Origin of the sequence: Scytonema hofmannii PCC 7110 (assembly GCF_000346485.2) — a bacterium.
Lineage (GTDB): Bacteria > Cyanobacteriota > Cyanobacteriia > Cyanobacteriales > Nostocaceae > Scytonema > Scytonema hofmannii.
This window is the reverse complement of sequence record NZ_KQ976354.1, coordinates 4,960,099-4,981,760: the sequence shown is the minus strand read 5'-3', so window position 1 is coordinate 4,981,760 and position 21,662 is coordinate 4,960,099. Positions and strand designations below refer to the sequence as shown.

The following is a 21,662-nucleotide window of genomic DNA, read 5'->3' as shown; positions in this document are numbered from 1 at the left end:
TTCAGTTGACTGCAATACATCAACGACTTTACTAATGTGGGCAATGGAAGACACCATGTTCACGTCTTTTATTGAGGACACTGCCCAACTTGTTCGGTATGCTACTACCAAGGTTCTACACGGCAGCCCCCTAATGTATCTGCGCGATCCCAAACTTTACGCCGAAACCTTGCTACAATACTTGCAATCTTAGTTCGTCGAACTTATTAGCTTTCTTGATGGATAGGAGGTCGTGTGGTTTGGTCTAGTCTAAGCTAAACTCCAGTTATCACTCATCATTCATTAGCTATTTTCCATTCATCAATGTTCCAGAAAACTGACCCTAAACTAGAATATTTGATTGGCTCAATGCGATCGCGCACTGCTTGAAATGACATAGGATTGACTAGGCAAAACACAGGCAACTGTTCGGCAACAATTTTCTGGAATTTGCCATAAATCGCTTTGCGCTTGTTCTCATCTAATTCTTTGATTCCAGCACTGAAAAGACTGTCTATTTCCCTCTCCCAATCAGAAATTACCCACCCTTTGAGGGGTGGTTCTCCTGCTTGAATACCTTGGTTGAATTGATGAAACGAGCCTTGACTAGTCCAAAACAATGATACAAGGTTAGGTTCCACATCTGCACCAGGAACGCCAAATGCACCTACATAACAATCCCAATCTCGGTGGGAGAGCAACTTTCGCAACACGACGTTAAAGTTGACTACCTGCAACGCCGTTTTAATACCGATCTGGCTTAAATCTTGTTGGATTTGCACGGCGGCATCTACCCGAGACCGATCCTCTGATTTCACCAGGAGGTTGAATTGTACCCGGTTCCCATCCCAATCTATCAATTCTTTTTGAGAATTGTACTTGAAACCAGTCTCGAGCAACATTTGCTTTGCCTGTCTAGGATTGTAATCGTAAACTTTTAACCCCGCGGCTGGTGACAGGTAATAAGGACTTTGCACCGCTATGGGCGAATGTTGTACTTCGCCTAGCCCTTGATAGATATTGGTTTTCATCCGTTTGCGGTTGATAGCATAGGCGACTGCTTGCCTAAAAGCTAAGTTATTAAACCACCGAGACTTAATTGGGCTTACAAAAGGCTGTCCTTTGGCATTGCGAGCTTGATTGAGATTGAAACCAACAAACGCAAAACCACCACTGAGTCCGCCGTTATAAATAGTGTATTTTCCCCGCTTTTCCTCCTTCTTCAGTAACCCGAATACGGATGGTGTCACATTCAGGTTATCCAGTTCCCCAGAGCGAAATTTTAGCAACTGGTTGTCAGTTGATGAAATAATTTGCCAAACAATGCGTTCAATATAAGGCAATTGATTTCCCCGAGCATCTTGCCGCCAATAATGGGGGTTGCGTCGTAAGACAACTCGCTCAGATGGAGTATAACTTTCTATTTGGTAGGGTCCATTACTAATAATTTTTTCAGGAGGGGTGTTGGTTCCCCAAGTTGATAAAAATTCAGGATTGCCATTAGCATCACTCCTTAGCACAGAGGAGCGCAATGCATGAGCTGGAAGAATTGCCAGTCTTTCTATGTTTCTCAAAAAAGGAGCAAAAGGTTCTGGTAAGGTAAACTCTATTTGCTGGTCGTTGAGTTTCTTCACAGTTGGAAACGCTTCTTTGTTGCCAATACGCAGAAAATCTCTCCAGACAGTGGGAATTTTTTTGTTGAGGTAAATATCTCGATAGGTAAAGACAATATCATCTGCTGTCAGAGGTTTGCCATCTGACCACTTTAACCCTTGTTTGAGTGTAAAAGTAATTCGCTGGCGATCGCTAGAAATTGACCAATTCTCTGCCAATCCTGGTTCCAACTTATTAGTCAAAGCGTTCTCATTAATCAATCCCCTATAGATGAAAGGAAAAATACTATAGGGAGAGTCATTAATGGCATAGTTAAAGCTAGGCGGGTCACTCAGAGAAACTAAAACTACTTGAGAGACTTGAGCCGAAGAGGTTTGAAAGTTGCTCTTGTGACAACCTGCTAACAGCAAACAACAAGACACTGCCAAAGCCACCACCAATTTTAGAGGTCGAAAAACAGTAGCAACCATCTCTAATACCAAATTAGGAAAAGTTGTTTGGGTAACTTTGACATTTTACTCCAAGAGCTAAATTCCTGGTTCCAAAGGCTTGCGACTTCTCACACAGTACGGGCGTAGATTCTGCCACACGGCGGAATTGCGATCGCATTGCGAGATTAAATTAAAGCTTATTATTGAAAATTTTTGAAATTATAGCTTAGGACTTACGCACTGTACAAATTTACCATCATATGGATCAACGGATAATGGTCGTTTCAGGCTGTAGGGGCGCAAGGCCTTGCGCCCCTACGGTATATGATGTTGGTTCTAATTCGTTAAAAAATCAAATGCTGAAATGCTAAAAGTGCTTGATTCATATCTGACGATTTCTGTCAATGCGTAAGTCCTATAGCTGTACAAATTCACCAAAATACGCATTCAGCGTTGTCATTGCCAGTGCGACCAACATAAATCAGAAAATTCACAGGTAGATAATGTGCTCCATATCACATTGCTTTGCATCTCTACAACCAATTGCCCACTAGCACGTAGGGTGCCCAGTAAAGAGGACGGGTGTATTCAGAACTAGACAACAGCTTTAATTGAGCTTGCAGGCGCTTACCCAACTTGATTTTTTAGAGGATTCGCATTCGGATACGATCGTCTTCAACTACACTGAAATGTCCTGACCAGTCAGTTCGAGATGCAATAGCGCTTGCCACTTTTTGAGCAACAACTGCACCTGAAGGCGCTTTAACCCGAAATAAGATAATCCCGCAAGTTGCAGGCAAATGTGAACAAAACGCCAACTCACCAAAGTCTTTATCAAAGGTCAGGAGAATGCGATCGTCACTTTGAGCGCGGTTTAAAACTTCAGTATCAGCAATACCAGGAGCATCAGTGCGAATCCAAGTCACATCATGACCCTGATGGCGAAGGGCTTCTACGGCATCTCCTGGAAAATTTTCGTTCTTCTTGAAAACGCATAATCTATGCTGGAAAAGCATAAACTTTTTCAGCTTTAAGGGTGGCGCTAGCATAGCCCAAACAAGCCTGAATATCTTCGCGGGTAATACCAGGGTAGTTGCGGAGAATTTCGTCAGTTGTCCAACCTTGAGCAAGAAGGTCAATAATAAATTCAACAGCAAGACGAGTGCCTTTAATAATTGGTTTGCCGACAAGGACGTTAGGATCGATGATGATTCGGGATTGCCAGTCCATATAGTTAAGTTAAGTGTATTGCCTTTATTTTACGATCGCTTTCACCCACCAATTCAAAGTCTCTTTCAGATCTTCGACCAGACGGCTCAAAAACCAAGTAAATTTTACCCGATCCTCCATATCTTACCTTCGTGCTCTTTGTGTCTTTGCGGTTCAAAAATATTTTGAAAATCTCTACAACCAATTGCCCACTAGTACATAGGGTGCCCAGTAAAGAGGACGGGTGTATTCAGAACCAGACAACAGCTTTAATTGAGCAAGGCGTAGGGCTTCAGCCGTGCTTTTGCCAGTTATTAACTGACGGTAGAATTCATCAATAAACAACGCTGTGGAATTATCACCAATCTGCCATAGGGACGCTAAAGTACTCCGCGCTCCAGCACGTAGGGCTACTCCTGCTAATCCCAAGGTAGCGCGGTTATCTCCTGCGGCTGTTTCGCAAGCACTCAAAACAAGTAGTTCTACTGGCTCTGTTCGTTTTTGCTCTCTACTTTTGAGCAAGCTATCTAATTCACCCACGTAGATGCGTTTATCAGCTGCTAAGATAAAAGTGTCTTTTGCTTTAGAGCTAAATTGCCCGTGAGTTGCCAGGTGAATAACTCTAAAAGGTTGGGCATTGATGGTTTTTCCTAAAGTTGTACTTTTGAAATTTTCATCTAATAATGTCGTTGTCGATACGCCTGATTGCTGAATTAATTTCAGTTCGACTTTAACGTTGGGAAGTGGTGCAAACTTTTCGTTGCTAGGTGGTTGAGATAGCCCTCCAGCTAGAGCGTTCAACTTTTCCTGTGCTAGAGGTTTGGGAGTAAAGAGTTGCAGTCCTGGGCTAACACCAACAGCGTACTTTTGAACTAAATACTCTTTGCCATCATATAATGCCGATGTCGGAATATTTCGCAGTGACCCGTCTGGGATAAAGACTAAAGTATTCACTTTACTATTTTTCAGGTCACTTTCAACTGGTTTAATTAACCAGTCATATAGCTGTTGAGAAACTGCTTGAAATTTCTTAATTCCATCGGGTTCGACTATCGTCTCTCGCATTTTTGTAATGGCTTGCTCTACTTCTTGACGATTCACGACAGAAGTTTTATGCATCAACGGTAGGTTGGGAAGTTTGAGGATAACCTCTAATTGGTTATCTAGGATAATGGGGTAAAAAATAGCAGTGTTAGGGTGATCGCGATCTACCACTTTGTCCAGCACCACAAACTGGTTACTTAAGCAAGATTCCCGGAAAAAATTGTCCAGTTCTGCTAGTTGCAAGGCTTCTATGCGCTTGCGGGCTTTATCTAGATCGGGTTTTTTTTGTCCTTTCTCTTGCAGTAGCAGCTCTACTGACTGACGATAAATAGGTTCTACGCTATCACGGAAATTAAATTGCACTTCTCGATTGACTGCAACTAAATCGCTGCGGAGAGACTCAAGTGTGGCGACTGCGGTATCATAAGCAGCGATCGCTCCCTCGATATTTCCCTGTGCTTTTAGCAAGCGTCCCAACTGCCACTCCCAACGATAAGCTATATCTGAAGCATCGATTTTTTGAGCGAGAAACAATGCTTGCTGCGTCAATTTCTGTGCTTCTTTCCATTGATTGTTTTGCTCGTAGACTTCTGCTAAACTTCCCAGTGCATAGGATTGAGCGCGTTCGTCACCAATGGTTTTGGCTTGTTGAACGCTGCTTGCCAAAATTTCAGCAATGTCTTTTTTATTACCTATTTTGGTTAAAGTGCGAGCAAAATTTATCCGTGCATAAATACCCGCTTGATTTGTCGGTAAACTTGCTAATTGGGATTGAATTGTAGGTATTAATGTTTTTGCTTCTGCTATTTGTTCATTCTCAACAAGCAAGCTAAGTTGATTAATTTGAGCTTGAACTTTGGTGAGTGGAGTAGGTGCAACTTTAGCAGCATTTTCATAATGAATTATAGAAGATTTTATATCATTTAATCCTCTGGCAGTATTACCAAGAGAAAATTCTGTCAGACTAATTTCTAAAGGCTGTTTCAGGCGTTGGGCAATTTCTAAGCTAAGTTTTAAATTTTGCCAAGATTGTTCCAAGTCACCGAATTGTTGCTGTGCATTCCCAAGAGAGCGTAAAGCAGTTACTTTTTCAAGTGAATCAGGTTGGGTTTTCAACTGTTGGGAAACTTCATTTAATACGTCTAAGCTACGGCTGTAAAAACCAGAAACTCGTAGAGCTTGTGCTTGATTGATACGGTTGCGTGTTACTCCAGCATTGTTGCCTATTCGCTTCCAAATTTTCTCTGCTTGTTGCCATGTTTTTAATGATACATCCGCCTGTCCCTGTGACAGTTGCAATCCGCCCTGAATATCGAGAGTTTGTGCGAGAATTTCTAATAAATCTGACTTTGGATTGTTGACATTTAGCTTTTGATTGTTACTGTTCCAGCCAAGTAAATTTAAGCTAGTGTCGATCGCTTTTGCGGCTTCTTGCCACGAACCGAGTTGCTTGAAGACTAGAGAGAGGTTTGTGAGTGCGGCGGCTTGTGTGATGCGATCGCCTTGTTGTTCGGAAGTACGAACAGCTTGTTGTAAAACTGTCACTGCTTCGGTAAAGCGCCCAGCTTGATAAAGTGCTTCTCCTTGCTCGATAAGTTGTCGTGATGTTGCGGTTGGGGATGTAGTGATTTGGATTGTTTGGGGTTGTGTGGCAAATGTGCTGGGGATAACAATTAGGGACAAAGTAAGAGTAAATAGTACTACCCACATTCCGCACTTCAAAATGTAGTACAGAGAGTCACATAATTCTTCTCAGATGCAGGTAAATAAAAGTACACGAATTTTTTCAGTAGTTCGGCATTGAGTTGGCATGAAGAAATAAAGCAAAAGCAAAGTAGAAAATTGATTTCCAGCTTTTGATAAAACTAAATATACATTGATTAATTTCAAATGGGACAATCAGAAAAACTCAAAAATCTTTGATAGGTAAAAAATGTTCCCAATCTCAGATGCGAAAATTAAGAATATCGACCACTTAGGAATAGTAGCTGGGCTGATTGACGAAATAGGAATAGTTGAAATAATAAATTCTAAATTAGGAATAGACACCCGAGAGAAGATTTCAGCGGGAATATTGGTGAAAGCAATTTTAATCAATGGATTAGGATTTGTATCAAGACCTTTATATTTATTTAGCCAGTTTTTTGAAGATAAAGGAATCGAAATATTATTGGGTTCAGAGGTAAAAAAAGATTATATGAATGACGATAAACTGGGAAGAGTCATGGATAAATTATATAAATATGGATTGAATAATCTGTTTATAGAAATTGGATTATCAGTGATTAAAAAATTTCAGATAAATACAAAATATTCACATCTGGATGCGACATCATTTCATCTACATGGAGAATATAAAAGTGGAGAAAATCAGGAAAAAGAAGAAGTAAGCAGAGAAAGACCAATAATTGTAACCAAAGGATATTCTCGTGACCATAGACCAGATTTGAAACAATGTATTTTAGATTTAATTACGAGTAGTGATGGAGATATACCATTATTAATGAGAGCGGGAGATGGTAATGAAGCGGATAAAGCCGTATTTGGAAAAATTTTAGTAGAGTTTAAAAAGCAAATAGATTTTGAAAGTATTATGGTCTGCGATAGCGCATTATATAGTCAAGAAAATCTCCAATTAATTGAACATCTAAAATGGATAAGTAGAGTACCGATGACAATTAAAAAAGCACAGGGATTAGTGAAGTTTGTAGAAATAGAAGAGATAAGTCCAGAAGAAAGAGATAAAAGAGCAGCCCTAAACTTAGAAGGATATAAATGGAAAGAAGAAATAGTAAATTATGGTGGAATTAAACAAATATGGCTAATAGTAGAAAGTCAAAACAGAAAAATTAGTGATTTAGAAAAGCTAGAGAAAAAGCTAAAAAAAGAAAAAGAAAAAGTTGAAAAGCAGTTGAAAGCATTCAAAAAAGAAGATTTTGAAACACCGGAGCAAGCCAGATACAGACTAAAAGCCATTAATAAGAAATTGAAACTATTTGAAATTAAAGATGTTCAAATTTTTGAAAGTCAATCAAAAGAGAATCAGACTATTTATAAAATATCAGGAGTCATTCATGAAAAAATAGAAGAGATAGAAATCCAAAGAAAAGAAGCAGGAAGGTTTATTTTAGCAACTAATTTAGTAGACGAGAATAAGTTAGAGCCAGAAGAAATTCTGAGAAATTATAAAAATCAACAATCATGTGAACGAGGATTTAGATTTCTGAAAGACCCATTATTTTTTGTTGATAGTTTTTTTGTAGAAAATCCTGAAAGAATAGAGACGATGTTATTTTTAATGTCTCTGTGTTTATTAGTTTATAATCTCGGTCAAAGGCAACTAAGAAACAGCTTAAAAAGAGTCAAGATGGGAATCAAAAATCAATTAGGAAAATTAACTTTTAGTCCTACATTAAGGTGGGTATTTCAATGTTTTCAAGGAATTCATATTTTAATTTTAAACGGTGTTAGTCAAATAGTTAATTTAACAGAAGAGCGTCATTTTATTTTGAATAATCTGCCATCATCTTGTCAAAAATATTATTTGCTTTCTTAATTTAAGCAGTATATGGAGAGTGAATAAAAATTTCTCAGTTTCCGAGGAAATCATAATTATTCCTCCAATTTTTAGTGCTTAAATAACCTGTTTTATCAGTTAAATATTTGATAATTGATAATTTTTCTTTATGCCACGGATTGGTTCAATATTCTTTTCTTAATTATCCTAATTGTTTGACTTTTACGTTGATTGTAGTTTTTTTGTACTTCAATTTGAAGTGCGGAATGTGGGCTGATAAGTTAGATCGGCATTGCGTTCGCGCAGCGGCGGCTTCCGCATCGCCAGTTTCACGAACCGTAGGTGGCATAATAATTAATTCCCCTGTAGCTGTACGCTCAAATCTCAAGTCACGGTTATTTTGACAAAGCTGAAAAAATTGCTCGTCAGTTAAGTCAATATTTAATTCGAGGGTAGCAGGTAAACAGACGATATTAGTGTTCATATTATCTGTTGTGATAGCAACGATATATTGCTCAATTTTAGTATCGTATTAGCAATCCTATCCACTTTGAATAAGTTCCTTTTTGACCTCGTGCCTGGTAGCGCAAGACACAACAACCTTCGGGTGCAACTTCTTCCGAGGCTTGAATTTGTAGTTGTAGATTAGATAAAACGTCTTGACTTACGTGCGACGTGTTTATGAGTGTTTGGTCTGTTCTTATCAGAGGAGGCGATTGAGTAATTCTTCTCGTTCTAAATTAAAGTGATTAGCGATCTCTCGAAGAATGGCACTAAGTGTTCCTATTTTAATCGGATCGTGAGCAGGAATTGTCAGGTTGTGTTCTCCATTTTCCTGAGTTGTCAGGCGAATGTGGCTACCAGTCTGGCGAGTCGTTTCATAGCCCAACTTGCTAAGTGCTTTAATAAGGTCTTCAGCAGACAAATCTCTGGGCAATTTCACAAGGCAAACACCTCGTCTCGGACAATATGTAGGCGGATGAGTTTGGGACGACTCTGCTCATCAAGATAATGACACTGAACTGCATCTCGTATCATTTCCCGCAAAGTTGTCAAGTCATCTGCTTGTGTGAAAATGGACTCACCAAGCGCTCTTGCATTGTATCCACCGTCTAGGTCATCTTCAACTAAAAAAACAATTTCGCTCATATGCTATTAGTAAAATGCCTTACTATCTAAGTTAACAAATACAAATTGCCTTCTTGATGTCATTTATCGGCAATTCCAAAAAAATAAGATCTGCTTAGTTAGTTATGTAGGTGGAATCGAACCAAGTAGTTGTTTTGCCAATTCCAAAAATTCTTCGGCACGTTCAATCTGTTCTTGTGCCTGTTCTTCCGTAAGTCCTGGATTAATGTTATAGTCTGCTTGGCGGCGAATCTGTTCTGCGGCTATGAGGTAGCGATGGAATTCTACTGGTACACGCCCTGTGTTGGCAAATCGCTGACCAAATGCTGAAATTACAGCAGAATGTCGGGAGAAAGCTAGCCCTTCACCTTCTAAAAAAGCTGAGGCAATGTAAAACATGGTGTAGTAACCACGGGCAGCAGCAAATTCTGGTAAATTTGTTTTATTGAGAACTTTTGCTGCTTGTAAACTCCTGACAGCTTTTTGAAGTAGTGCTTGTTGTTCAGGATGTCATACGGCTATTCCTTCTCGACGAACATTGCGAAAGAAACCGCCATTCTCATGCTGGAATCGCTCGCTTTCTACAAAGGCGCAGGTAACAAGAACGTTATATTTTAAACATAGTTCCGTCAAGAAGTAACTTGCACGCTCTATTTCGGCAGCAAAATCAACAGGTTCCCTTAGCACAATTAATACATCAATGTCTGAGTCTGGGCGAGCATCTCCTCTAGCTTGGGAACCATAGAGGATAATCTGAACTAGCCGCTCATGATACAGTGTTTCAAGGTAAGAGCGTAATTCAGTTAGGATTTTTGATAATTTCTCATGCATCTTGAGCTTAAGCTTTCAGAGTAACAGTTTAATCAGTTATAACCACGATTTCTATATCTTTTTCAACAAAGATGGGACGTACTCGTTTTGTAGCATAAATCTTACCGTGCTAGCAATTAGTTCTTCAATGTTAACACTGCCCGCATCCCAGACATGGCACTCTCCTATTCAATTTAGTTTGGCACTCCCAATTATAGAGCGTAGGTGTCAACAAACTTGATTGATAGCCAACCCAAGGTTCGCTCGACAACCCAACGTTTAGGTAGCAATACAAACTTCTTACTTTCTTTTGGTCGTATAACTACCTGCACAATCCAACGACAGAAATCCATTACCCAATCCGAAAATATGTGTAAACTGTTTACCAATTGGGAAAGTCACCTGGCAATGAGCGCCATCGACACCCTTCTCTACGAGACGCTACGCGAACACACAGAACACAAAAAATCGCGTTAAGCACCTCCCACATATTCACTTCTCTTGTGCGACCACCGGGCAATGGTGCTGGGATTAAAGGTTCAATCAGTTCCCATTGTTCTTGCGTAAGGTTGCTGGAGTATAATTTACTAATGTCTCTCAGTGGTGCTGTTGTCTTTACTTATGAACAGCGATTAGCCCTGAGAGCTTTTTTGACCCAATTGCCGACTTTTCAAACATCCTCTTAGGTTTTACACTACATTTTTGGCTAAAAATTGTTGAACATTAAAAATCTCAATGCCCCTCCAAGGGTTTAACACTAGCAAATCATCATCTCCGGTCACAATACATTCTGCTTGACCACTGATTGCTAATTCCAGATATTTGTTATCCTTTGGGTCTCGGCATTCATTAATCTGCTCATTCACTTCAATAAACTGAGCACTTTCCATTAAATTATCTATGATTTCTTGCCGTCTTTCTAAGGTAAGGTATTTATTAAATTTTGGACGGTATAAAACATCTTTCAACTCTAAAAAATTAGAATTAGAAAATACTATAACACCTATATCTTGAGCTTTATCAAATGCTTGACGAGGTTTACTTTGACTAAATAAAAATGCGCTAATCAACACATTTGTGTCAAAAACGAACCGTCGATTATTCGTCATCATTTAAAATTGATTCTAGAATTTCCGGTGTTAATCCTCGCTCTTGAGCTTCTTGGCTTGCTTTATCCATTGTGTTTCTCAAGCGTGCAACAGCTTCTTGTCTGAGAGTTGTCAATTGAGACTGCATAATTGCTGTAATCTTAAGTTGTAATTGTTCTCGTTGTTCTTCAGTAGCATTCCGATATGCTTGTGCTATTTCAGAGGGAACTTTAATGGTAATTTCTGCTTTGGTAATCATGGGCTGTTTGACTTTATAATTTCTTGTCTCTAATCGTAATCATAAGTATGAATTGTTTCTACTCAATTGTAGTACTTTTTAACTTAGAGTTTTCCCGACTCACTTGACAATTTTGAACCTGCAAGAATTCCATCCCTCAAACAGAAGCGTTTACCAATTTCGCCACGGGAGTATGGTTAGGCGGTGTCAGACGTTATGGGTTAAGCTCTTAATCATGCTATTCACCCAAGAAGGTAAAGGCAGCCCAATAATTGGGATTGCGCCATTTCTTAGAATGCCACATTTTTAACTGTGTTGCTCGCGATGCCGCCGAAGCTGACTTCCCGGACTGCCACATTTGCTTGTAAAATTCCTGCATAAACACAGATGTGCCTTCATCGCTCACTTGCCACAACGACACCACCAGTCTTTCTCCTTAGGCATACATTATTCCTCTTGTCAAGCCCACCAACCCTTCTCGCGTAAATAATCAGATAGACTGCGATCGTCATTTTAAGCGCGGTTTAAAACTTCGGCATCAGCAATACCAGGAGCAGAGCGTGCGAGTTCAAGTCACATCATGACCCTGATGGCAAAGAGCTTCTACAGTATCTCCTGGAAAATTTTCGTTTGCAAGAAAGCGCATAATCTAGCTTAATGTGCTATCTAAATTGCATTGAGTGTTATAATAAGCCAAAATTCTGCCGGAGTGGCTGCCGTGATTGTGTAGCGTTTTGTGGGTATACATAACCATGAATGTACAACTTGTTAACTCTCTCGTAGAAGTGGTACTAAACCTCTCTCTCGAAGAGCAAAAACTATTTCAAGAAAAGCTTAGTAACAAGCATTTAATGTTACAAACTAATAAACTTCAAACATCAGAAGAGAGATTATTACTTTGGCAGAAGTGGATGGATATAGCACCAAAAAGCTATGCCAACCTTTCTGATGAAGCTCTGCGTCGAGAAAATATCTACGATGATTAAGTATGACCCATTATCTATTAGATACCAATATCCTGTTGCGTTCCAGGGATATAGCTTCACCCGATTACAATCTTGTCGATCGTACAATCAGGTATCTAATATCTAACAATCATCAATGTTTTATTACATCTCAAGTTTTAATTGAATTTTGGGTTGTAGCCACTCGTCCTATTGATGTAAATGGATTGGGATGGACACCAGAAGAAACCGAACGAGCAGTGCAAGATTCGCGCCTCTTGTGGTTCCACCTTCAATAATCGTCGTGTTGCCGTTAAATGTAACGTTGGAATTATTTGGGAGAGTGGTATCTGGGATGATTTGAGCAACTGAGTTATTTGCATACAAGACTATTGTGCAAGCGATCGCTATTCCTAGACTTTGACAGTAGCACAAACTCTTAGCTTCCCTAGACACGGCACTCTCCTATTCAATTTATTTTGGCACTCTCAATTATAAAGTGTAAGTGTCAACAAACTCGATCGCTGTACAAGCGCTATTATTTGTCACGTTCTTCCTCCAATCGATTCTCAAAGAATTGTTGTAATTTGTCATATTTTTCCTCCAGCTTTGACTCTAATTTATCTTCAAATAATTTTTCTAATTTGTCATAGTTTTCCCTCAATTTCTTTTCAAAGAATTGTTCTAATTGGTCACTCACTTCCTTCAACTTTGCCTCAAGAGATTGCTCGAATTTAGCTTCTTGCTGAGACAATTGTCTAGTAATCTCCTTCACAACTTTTTCAGCAGTAGAATCCCAAGGCATCCAGGAAAAGCCACCCTTACCACTCTCTGATGAAGAAGTACCAGTGTTGGGAGGGGTGTCTGGAGAGGAATTAGACTCGGTAATGGAAGATACAACATCATCTAAAGCAATTTCTGGTGAATCAATATCAGAGACAACTACATTCAAAAATGAGCCAGCCGGAATACATTTTTTAGCCAATTGTCCAATGAGAAGTGAAGTCGGTTTATCACATTGAGCAACAGAAGCTAGCAGCATTTCAGGATAGGAGTTTTTATTGGGATAAAAGTTTACCGTTTCAGCTCTCAAATTCAGTGCTACTTCACCTTTAGGAAGGACTGGAAGCGGAGCGAGATTTGACAAACCTAATTCTTCAAGAGATGTATACTGAATCTCAATGGGAAGATTAGTATACTTCTCAAACCACCTTGCACTAATGTACTTGCAGACAGGCTCGAATAGTTTCAAGTTGGGGTAAATAAACGGAAGTGTACAGATGTTGGTTGTTCTTTTGAGAACATATCCTAGAAAAGTATAGGGTATAGGTCTTCCCATACTATCAAGAGATAAATCTTTTCCCGCTCGCAGAACAGAGTCTTTATCAAGAACACATGAAACATTACATACTACCCCGAACACATAGTACTGCTCGTTACTCCAAAATAGCCAAGTCACAAGTTCGCGAGGAGGAGATCCTGAATAATGGTCTTTAAGAGCTTTATTGACAGATCGAATGTATTCAGACGCACTCTTCCGATCTTCTTCAGTAAAATCGTTTGGAATAACTAACCATTGGTAGTCAAGTTCATAAGTTCTGCTATGAATCAAAGCAGCACATAATGTATTAGACATCTTCATACCCAAATAATTGTTCGCCCTTTCTGAAAATAGGGATGTCCTTCAATTCTTCGCTCAGAAGCACTATCTTCTTTTCAAAGTCTTTCAAATCTGACTGAGGTATCGTTCCAAGCACCATTGTTGGGAGAAGTTTACCCAGCCAATCTTTATTTTTGGGCAAACCCGCAGCAATTCTCATTTTTACAAGCTTGTGCCATACAGCGAACACAATTGGTAAATGAAGGTTAAAAGGATTAATGTCCCCAGAATCTTTGTCAAGAGCTAGCTCTAAGCCAAGTGAAACTGGGCAAATGGCAACATCCCATATCCCTCCCACCGGAAATAATGCTGGAAACAGTCGCTTAACACGCCTAATTAAATCGTCTTGAGAAATTTTATCTGCGATTTCATCAAACTTAGTCAAAACGATTACTACAGGAAAGGATTCCTCATCTGCCAGAGTGTTTTCTGTAGCGAATCTTGCGAGCAAATCATTCAATCTATTTGTTTTATATTTTACCACCGTGGTTGATTTCACGTCTTGAGCTATAGCCTCAGCAGGAACACACAGTAAAGTGCAGTCTGAAATAATTAGCCTATCCTGTAGTTGTTTAACATCAGATTCATTGGCAGTCTCAGTCAATGCAGCACCACGATAATCCATCCAGTTGAACCGCATAATTGGCTTTGTATTGTAGCTAAGATGGAAATTGAATTCCTCAGTTCCTGTTGGAGTACCAGGAGGCCATCGATCACTACCTTCACTACTAACAAGACGCTCCCATTGATTAAGAAGCTTCGTTCCTACATCTAAATCGATAGAATTAATCGTAATCCCATTTACTCCAGTTACCATTTCTGCGTACATACCTAACATATAACATGTCTTACCGGCTCCAACCGTACCCAACATAGTAATTTTCAGAGTTTTGTTTTGTAACAATGGCATTTTTACCTCCTTTAGACTGTCTCCAACATTTGTTGCTTTTTCAAGCAAAGTAGTTACAAATCGCTCTAAAAGCCTTTGAACCATGACCATATAACGAGGGTGCTCTCTTCTTTGCAGTTCCTCATTAAAAACACGCATCATACACTCCTCTATATCAGCAACGGTTACTAAAATCGACTGCTTTGGCATAACACGCCCCTTATTGAAATCTCTGGCAAACACCAGAACTTCTCTACTCATTAATTGGTTTGCTCTTATCTTTTTATTCACTTAGGAATGGAGAGTTCTCGAAAATTACCAACTGCTGTTGTTTGTAGTTCAGTTGTTTTGGTTGAATTTTCTCTTTCAGCAAGCCCTAACTAGAGATGAGTTAAAGACACTGGAGTGCGGCTTGAGAATGAATAAACTAATGTCACTGCTACCAATTAAGAATTAGCATCCTTTAGCAAACAGGCTCAACCTTTAGTTTAAATACCATTACCCTCAGAAGGAGGTATCTTAATGCGTCAACAAATTACCAAGATTGGATTAATCGCTGCGACATTCGTCAGTTCATTGACCTTTGCATCCAGTAATGCATATGCACAAAACGCACGAGTGCAAGTAGTCTTGAATACCATGGAACAAAATTTGGCACTGCTTGAAAGTAATACTCAGAGTATGTGCGACCTATCACGTGCTTTTAAGTCGGATAATAACATTTCTTGTATGGGAGCTAAAGGTAACGCTTGCATCATTACAGCAATACATTTGGCAACTTTACAAGATTTAATTAATCAGCGTTTACTTCAACCTCGAAGTCCTGCCTACACTAGAGTATTTAATTATATTCTCAGAGTGCGCTCTGACTCTGAATGTGCATAATAATATGGTAGTACTCTGCACAATATTATTATTCGTAAACAGGGCAAGAGGCGCTTGAAAACCTGGGCTTGTTAGGATTGATTTGAGCAGTCTGCGCTACTAATTCTATGTTCCCATGAACATCCACTACCCAACTTTGCGCTTCCACAAGTGGAGCGATCGCTGTAGTAAATTTGGAAGTGGTCGAGATTGCTGTTGGTTCTCCGTTTGTTGTTTTGGCTGAGTTTTCTAAGGGGGATTGTGAATCTTGTTCTGCACTCAAATGGTTTTGAGTGGTTTGGGCGTTGAGGGGCGATCTCAATCTCACCCACTGTGCGAGGGGAGTTACATCTTGCAGTGGTTCAGTTGGATTAAGTGGTAGTCCACCTCGTCCTGTTGCAGTAAAAGTATTCTGGAATTGTCGCGTACCAGGAGTGCAGGCAGTGTAAATTTGATTAGAGGCATCAACCAGATTAATTGGGAGTTCGACTAATCCACTAGTGAGATCGACATCCGGTGGAGTGATTTCTACATTCCCACTTAAATCTCGCGTTGCACCTGTAGCTGTAATGTCACTTCTGGAAGTGGGTGCATTGCGGAACTGCGTACCCAAGATACTTTGAGTCTTGATTCTCACATTTCCACCCCGGAAGTCAGTTGAGTTGGCACTAATATCACTGTCTTCAAATGCTGCTAGAATGTTGGTGTTGATGTTGATGTTACCGCCAATGATATTCTCTCCAGAAGCATTAGTGGTCATCCTACTACCACGGCGTAGTAACACCAAATCTGTTGCACGTAGAGTAATAGTTGCTTGTTCTACATTTGGGTTATTGTCTTGACTGCGAGTATTAGCACTGAGAGTACTGTTGTCCAAAAAGATAGTGCGAGCATTGACATCCAAGTTTCCAGCAGATCCGTTTCCTGTACTGCTAGCAGTGATTTGAGCACCGTCTTTGAGGAAGAGTCTTGCGGTGCCGATATTGATGTTGCCTCCTTTGCCGACACCTTCAGATTCTACAGTAGAGAAGATTTTGGCATCACGTGCCAGAACCACGAAATCTTTTGCTTGCACAAACACACTACCTGCATTTCCCTCTCCAGAAGTGCTGACAGATACTTCAGCACCATCAGTTAAGGAGAACGAACCACTAGAGATCGTAATGTTCCCACCATTACCTTTTGCTCCCGTTTCAACAGCGCTAGCAATTCCACTGGAAAATTCATCCTTCTTTCCAGAAATACTGACTGCACCTTTAACATCAACATTGATATTGCCTGCATTTCCGTTTCCTGTAGTGCCGGCTTGCAGTACCGCGCCATCTGTTAAGGATAATGAAGCACTAGAAATAATAATATTCCCACCATTGCCTTTTGCCTCTGTTCCCACAGGGCTGAAAATCCCAGTGGGGAATTCATTTTTACTCTCAGATGAAATGATTACTGCACCTGTAACATTAACGTTAACATTACCTGCATTTCCCTGTCCACTAGTACTAGCAGTCAGTGCAGCACCATCTGTTAAGGAAAACGAACCACCGGAGATCGTAATATTTCCACCATTACCCTTCCCCGTTCTTACACTGCTGCTAATTTCACTGGAAAATCCATCCTTCTCCCCAGAAATTGTCACTGCATTTGTAACATCAATGTTGACATTTCCGGCATTTCCTTCTCCAGAGGTACTGGTTTGCAATCTAGCACCATCAGTGAGGGAGAACGAGCCGCCTGAAATACGAATATCCCCAGCCTTACCTTTTGCCTCCCTTCCCAAATTAGTAGTAAGAATTCCACTGCGAAGTCCGTCCTTGACTCCAGAAATTGTGACTGCATCCATAACATTAATGTTGACATTGCCTGCATTGCCTTCTCCTAAGGTACTGGTAAATAGTCCAACGCCATCAGTCAGGGAGAACGAAGCACCAGAAATCGCGATGTTTCCACCGTTACCTTTTGCCTCCGATGCCACACCGCTGATAATTCCACTAAAAGATCTGTCCTTATGCCCAGAAATTATCACTGCACCTGTAGCATTAATGTTGACATTGCCTGCATTCCCTTCTCCTAAGGTGCTGGCTTGCAGTAGAGCACCATCAGTTAAGGAGAACGAACCACTAGAGATTGTAATGTTCCCACCATTACCTTTTGATCCCCTTCCCACGGCGCTACTAATTGCACTGTTTCTTCCAGAAATCATCACTGCGTCTGTAACATCAACGTTAACATCGCCTGCATTCCCTTGTCCAAAAGTGCTAGCAGTCAGTCGAGCGCCATCAGTTAAGGAGAAGGAATTTCCAGAGATAGTAATATTCCCGCCCTTACCTTGTGCTGCCGTTTCTACACTGCTGCTAATTTCACTAAAAGAGCCTTCATTCGTCCCAGAAATCGTGACTGTACCTGTAACATCAACGTTAACATTACCTGCATTTCCTTCACCAGCAGTGCTGGCGGCTAGAACAGCACCATTAGAGAGGGAGAACGAACTACCGGAGATACTGATGTTTCCACCATTCCCTTTTACTCCCCTTTCTACATTACTGCCAATTGAAGTGGGAAATCCATCCTTCTCCCCAGAAATTGTGACTGCACCTGTGACATTAATATTGATATTTCCTGCGTCTCCATTTCCAAAGGTGGCAGCAGATAGTTGAGCGCCATCATTTAAGAACAACGAACCACCAGCGATCGTAATGTTCCCACTATTAATTTTTGCGCTCGTCTCTACAGTGCTGCCAATTCCAGTACGAATTCCATCCTTTCTCCCAGAAATTGTGACTGCATCAGTAACATCAATATTGATATTGCCTACATCGCCATTACCAGCACTGCTAGCAATCAGTAGAGCACCATCAGTTAAAGATAACGAACTACCAGAGATCGTAATATTCCCAGCATTCCCTTTTGCTCCCCTTTCCACAGCGCTAGCAATTTCACTGGAAAATCCATCCTTCACCCCAGAAATTGTGACTGCACCTTTAGCATTAACCGAGACATTGCCTGCATTTCCCTCTCCATTAGTGCTGGCAGATAGTAGAGCGCCATCAGTTAAGGACAAAGAACCACTAGCGATCGTAATATTTCCAGCATTCCCTTTTGCCTCCGGTACCACACCGCTGAAAATTCCATTAGGAATTCCATCCTTGAGTCCAGCAATTGTTACTGCACCCGTGACATCAAGTTTGATATTGCCTGCATTCCCTTCTCCACCAGTGCCAACAACTAGTCGAGCACTATCAGTTAAAGAGAACGAACTACTAGAGATAGTAATGTTCCCACCATTCCCTTTTGCTCCTGTTGCCACAGTGCTGGCAATTTCACTGGAAAATCCATCCTTCACCCCAGAAATTGTGACTGCACCTTTAGCATTAACCAAGACATTGCCTGCATTTCCCTCTCCATTAGTGCTGGCAGATAGTCGAGCGCCATCTGTTAAGGACAAAGAACCACTAGCGATCGTAATGTTTCCGCCATTACCTTTTACACCCGGTAACACACTGCTGCCAATTCCACTAAAAAATCCGTCCTTTCTCCCAGAAATTCTGACTGCACCTGTAACATCAATGTTAACATTGCCTGCATTTCCTTGAGCAAGTGTGTTGTCAGAAGATCCACGAACCAAAGTTTGTAGCTGAGCACCATCAACGAGCGACAATGTAGCTGCGTTAATGTTGATGTTCCCACCATTGCCTACGGCTCCTGATTCCACATTGCTAAATACGCCACTCCTCAAGCCTTGATTACCTCCAGCAACAGTGATATTTCTGGCGTTGATTGTTATACTTCCTGCATCCCCTTTTCCAAAGATGCTAGCAACTAATTGAGCACTATCAGTTAAAGACAACGAATTACTGGTAATAGTAATATTTCCGCCCTTACCTTTTGCCTCCGTTCCCACAGCGCTGTCAATTCCACTAGGAAATCCATTCTTCACACCAGAAATCGTTATTGCATCTGTAATATCAATGGTAACATTACCTGCATTCCCCTCTCCGTAAGTGTTGGCTTGTAGTTTAGCACCATCGGTGAGGGAGAAGGAACCACCAGAGATTGTGATGTTCCCACCATTACCTTTTGCTCCCGTTCCCACAATGCTGACAATTCCACCAGCAAATCCATCCTTAGCTCCAGAAATCGTAACTGTACCTGTGACATCAACATTAACATTGCCTGCATTGCCTTCTGCTGCTGTGCTAGCTGATAATATAGCACCATTAGTTAAAGACAACGATCGCCCAGAAATAATGATATTTCCTCCATTGCCTATTGCTTGAGGGCGCACAACATTAAAGACGTTGCTCTCTACAAATTTTATATCCTCTGTTGCTTTCAGGGTGACATCTCCAGCTGCTGCGCCAATTGTCCCTAAACCATCCCCAATCCCAGCCGAAAGGACACTTCTTTCCAAAACATCTAAATTACGAGCGTTGACTGCAATACTACCCTCACCCGCACCAGTAACATTAATAGCTGCTCCTTTGCTTAGTAAAACATCCGATCGCCCAATGTTTTCTGGAAATAGCAGCGATGTTAACCGAAACACTCCATCAGGCTGCTGTCCTTTTATCTCCACCATCCCAAGGTCAGCTACTCCCCCAATCTCAATCCTACCTGATGGTGAACGCAAACTCCCTCCTTCGACGCTCACATCACCACCCACTAGCGCCAAAGTTTGACCTAGTTTTCCTTCCAGAAAGGACTCCCGTACCTGAATCTTGCCTGGATTAGTTCCGTACTGCAAACCAATCGGGACATTTATACTCAGCAATGATGTTGTTTGAGGATTAGTGGCGCTGAACTCAAAACCGTCTGCAAATTTCAAGCTACTGGCGCTACTTGCTAGAAACGAACCCCCAACATCCAACCGTGCAGACGGACCAAATATAATTCCATTGGGATTGAGGAGAAATAGGTTGGCTTTGCCGTTAGCACGAATCAAACCATCAATATTAGATATCGATCCACCTGTTACTCGTGTCAAGATGTTTTGAATTTCTGGTGCATTATTGAAAAAAGCCCCTAAACCTTGTGGAATGGAAAACTCTCTCAAGCTGTGGAATAGATTCACTCCTCTTGTGGTTCCACCTTCGATAATCGTCGTATTGCCGTTTAACCTAACGTTGGAATTATTGGGAAGAGTGGTATCTGGGATGATTTGAGCAACTGAGTTATTTGCATACAAGACTATTGTGCAAGCGATCGCTATTCCCAATCCTTGCCAGTAGCACAAATCCGCAGACACCCCAGACATGGCACTCTCCTATTCAATTTAGTTTGGCACTCTCAATTATAGAGTGTAGGTGTCAAGAAACTTGATTGATACATAAGCTTTACAAATAACATTGCAGGAACCCGATCGCCTTTTACGAACTGTGTGGTGAATAAATTAATTTTGCTCAACCAATAAAGAGATAGAAGAAAATTGAGTCAAGCTTAACTTCTACTTGCAAACTCAGTGCGGCTTGCTCTACATTTTTGTTGTCAATGCAAAAGCTCTAACTCATTCATTGAAACCAAAGGAGATAGTGAGATATGGCTACTTTTTCTATAGTTGATTACTTGACAGATAAGGGGATTCCCTTTACTATAAAATATCCAGCACCTAACCTTCCAACGCAAGGAAATTCAGTAACTTGGTCTTCTCTCAATGCTAACAGCAGTATTTCTGACATTATTGGTGCTGTTAAACTATTAGATAATAATTCTGTCTATACTAGAGGATTTGTTAGCTCTTCCTCAGACGGTACAAGCTTTACAAGGCAATTTGTTGTTGGTGATTCTCAAGATAACATCTTGCAAGCAGGTAGCGGTAAGGATGTGCTGATTGGTCGTGGTGGTCATGATACTCTTACTGGCGGAACTGGAGCAGACAGTTTTGTTTTTCTATCTTCAAATGATGGCATTGACACGATTACTGATTTTGATGTTCTTGAGGACAAGATTGTCGTGTCTGCTTCAGGCTTTGTAGGACTTACACCACCGACCTTAGCTCAAGAAATCTTACTAACTTCAGGACAGTTGAGCTTGGGTAGCAGTGCTACTACCAGTGATGTACGCTTCATATACAACTCTACTAATGGAATCCTAGCTTATGACGCAGATGGTATAGGTTTACAAGCGCAAGTCGCGATCGCACGACTATCATCTAATTTAAATTTCACCCACCAAAACATACAGGTAGTAGCTTAATCAGAGTCAAAGTTTAAAATCTCGGTCACTCACGTGAAACCGGGATTTTAGAGTGTTAATA

19 protein-coding genes and 4 pseudogenes are annotated in these 21,662 nt (G+C 40.7%); 6 read left to right on the top strand and 17 right to left on the bottom strand.

The features are described from left to right. Positions 1–43: 43 nt before the first annotated feature. Entirely contained in the window at positions 44–193 is a 150-nt protein-coding gene (locus WA1_RS57110) for a hypothetical protein (protein ID WP_158516667.1), read from the top strand. 82 nt (positions 194–275) lie between these two features. Here the strand turns inward: WA1_RS57110 and WA1_RS20755 are convergent, their stop codons facing one another. The 4 genes from WA1_RS20755 to WA1_RS20740 all read right to left on the bottom strand — a co-directional run bounded on the left by WA1_RS20755 (position 276) and on the right by WA1_RS20740 (position 5,987). Then, positions 276–2,063 carry an ABC transporter substrate-binding protein gene (locus tag WA1_RS20755; RefSeq protein ID WP_017747547.1) on the bottom strand — a complete coding sequence of 596 codons (1,788 nt, stop codon included), beginning with the start codon at positions 2,061–2,063 and terminating at the stop codon, positions 276–278. A gap of 605 nt (positions 2,064–2,668) precedes the next feature. After that, on the bottom strand, positions 2,669–3,040 hold the full coding sequence (locus tag WA1_RS20750) for a DUF5615 family PIN-like protein (protein ID WP_017747546.1): 372 nt from the start codon (positions 3,038–3,040) through the stop codon (positions 2,669–2,671). Then, the gene (locus tag WA1_RS20745; RefSeq protein ID WP_017747545.1) at positions 3,024–3,254 is read right to left on the bottom strand and encodes a DUF433 domain-containing protein; all 231 of its coding nucleotides are present in this window, start codon (positions 3,252–3,254) and stop codon (positions 3,024–3,026) included. The genes WA1_RS20750 and WA1_RS20745 overlap by 17 nt, the downstream gene beginning before the upstream one ends. A gap of 174 nt (positions 3,255–3,428) precedes the next feature. After that, positions 3,429–5,987, bottom strand: coding sequence for a CHAT domain-containing protein (locus tag WA1_RS20740; protein ID WP_081402911.1), 2,559 nt, complete (start codon positions 5,985–5,987; stop codon positions 3,429–3,431). Positions 5,988–6,210: 223 nt separating this feature from the next. Here WA1_RS20740 and WA1_RS20735 point away from each other — a divergent pair, with 223 nt between their 5' ends. Continuing rightward, positions 6,211–7,833, top strand: a complete 1,623-nt coding sequence (locus tag WA1_RS20735; RefSeq protein WP_017750193.1) for an IS1634 family transposase — start codon at positions 6,211–6,213, stop codon at positions 7,831–7,833. 271 nt (positions 7,834–8,104) lie between these two features. Here the strand turns inward: WA1_RS20735 and WA1_RS20730 are convergent. From WA1_RS20730 to WA1_RS20695, 10 genes and pseudogenes are all read right to left on the bottom strand, one after another. Then, positions 8,105–8,278, bottom strand: a pseudogene (locus WA1_RS20730) (Uma2 family endonuclease); the annotation flags it as partial. Positions 8,279–8,497: 219 nt separating this feature from the next. Continuing rightward, positions 8,498–8,737 (bottom strand): type II toxin-antitoxin system HicA family toxin, encoded by a 240-nt coding sequence (locus tag WA1_RS20725; RefSeq protein WP_017741623.1) that lies wholly within the window; start codon positions 8,735–8,737, stop codon positions 8,498–8,500. Continuing rightward, entirely contained in the window at positions 8,734–8,943 is a 210-nt protein-coding gene (locus tag WA1_RS20720) for a hypothetical protein (protein WP_017741624.1), read from the bottom strand. Before WA1_RS20720 ends, WA1_RS20725 begins: the two co-directional genes overlap by 4 nt. 102 nt (positions 8,944–9,045) lie before the next feature. Next, a pseudogene (locus WA1_RS20715) lies at positions 9,046–9,408 on the bottom strand (HEPN domain-containing protein); the annotation flags it as partial. Between the two features lie 24 nt (positions 9,409–9,432). Beyond that, positions 9,433–9,753 (bottom strand): nucleotidyltransferase domain-containing protein, encoded by a 321-nt coding sequence (locus WA1_RS20710; RefSeq protein ID WP_017741626.1) that lies wholly within the window; start codon positions 9,751–9,753, stop codon positions 9,433–9,435. Positions 9,754–9,974: 221 nt separating this feature from the next. Further along, positions 9,975–10,058 (bottom strand): annotated as a pseudogene (locus WA1_RS60055) (IS5/IS1182 family transposase); the annotation flags it as partial. Positions 10,059–10,117: 59 nt separating this feature from the next. Beyond that, a pseudogene (locus tag WA1_RS60050) lies at positions 10,118–10,324 on the bottom strand (transposase); the annotation flags it as partial. 97 nt (positions 10,325–10,421) lie between these two features. Continuing rightward, complete coding sequence (locus WA1_RS20705; protein ID WP_017741627.1) at positions 10,422–10,841, bottom strand: putative toxin-antitoxin system toxin component, PIN family; 420 nt, start codon at positions 10,839–10,841, stop codon at positions 10,422–10,424. Then, the gene (locus WA1_RS20700) at positions 10,831–11,079 is read right to left on the bottom strand and encodes a hypothetical protein (protein WP_017741628.1); all 249 of its coding nucleotides are present in this window, start codon (positions 11,077–11,079) and stop codon (positions 10,831–10,833) included. Before WA1_RS20700 ends, WA1_RS20705 begins: the two co-directional genes overlap by 11 nt. Before the next feature lie 217 nt (positions 11,080–11,296). Continuing rightward, entirely contained in the window at positions 11,297–11,482 is a 186-nt protein-coding gene (locus WA1_RS20695; RefSeq protein ID WP_017741629.1) for a CHAT domain-containing protein, read from the bottom strand. Positions 11,483–11,810: 328 nt separating this feature from the next. Between WA1_RS20695 and WA1_RS20690 the strand changes: the two genes are divergently transcribed. Beyond that, entirely contained in the window at positions 11,811–12,044 is a 234-nt protein-coding gene (locus tag WA1_RS20690) for a hypothetical protein (protein ID WP_017741630.1), read from the top strand. Between the two features lie 2 nt (positions 12,045–12,046). Next, entirely contained in the window at positions 12,047–12,301 is a 255-nt protein-coding gene (locus WA1_RS20685) for a PIN domain-containing protein (protein ID WP_017741631.1), read from the top strand. Between the two features lie 239 nt (positions 12,302–12,540). Here WA1_RS20685 and WA1_RS20680 read toward each other — a convergent pair whose 3' ends face one another. Together WA1_RS20680 and WA1_RS20675 are read right to left on the bottom strand one after the other, a co-directional pair. After that, positions 12,541–13,638, bottom strand: coding sequence for a hypothetical protein (locus tag WA1_RS20680; RefSeq protein WP_017741632.1), 1,098 nt, complete (start codon positions 13,636–13,638; stop codon positions 12,541–12,543). Continuing rightward, positions 13,631–14,812 (bottom strand): TRAFAC clade GTPase domain-containing protein, encoded by a 1,182-nt coding sequence (locus WA1_RS20675; RefSeq protein ID WP_017741633.1) that lies wholly within the window; start codon positions 14,810–14,812, stop codon positions 13,631–13,633. The genes WA1_RS20680 and WA1_RS20675 overlap by 8 nt, the downstream gene beginning before the upstream one ends. 261 nt (positions 14,813–15,073) lie before the next feature. Here WA1_RS20675 and WA1_RS20670 point away from each other — a divergent pair, with 261 nt between their 5' ends. Beyond that, complete coding sequence (locus tag WA1_RS20670) at positions 15,074–15,436, top strand: hypothetical protein (RefSeq protein WP_017741634.1); 363 nt, start codon at positions 15,074–15,076, stop codon at positions 15,434–15,436. A 28-nt stretch (positions 15,437–15,464) separates the two neighbouring features. Here WA1_RS20670 and WA1_RS20665 read toward each other — a convergent pair whose 3' ends face one another. After that, complete coding sequence (locus WA1_RS20665) at positions 15,465–20,663, bottom strand: two-partner secretion domain-containing protein (protein ID WP_017741635.1); 5,199 nt, start codon at positions 20,661–20,663, stop codon at positions 15,465–15,467. Positions 20,664–20,944: 281 nt separating this feature from the next. Between WA1_RS20665 and WA1_RS20660 the strand changes: the two genes are divergently transcribed. Continuing rightward, positions 20,945–21,601, top strand: a complete 657-nt coding sequence (locus WA1_RS20660; RefSeq protein ID WP_017741636.1) for a M10 family metallopeptidase C-terminal domain-containing protein — start codon at positions 20,945–20,947, stop codon at positions 21,599–21,601. The last annotated feature ends 61 nt before the right edge of the window (positions 21,602–21,662 follow it).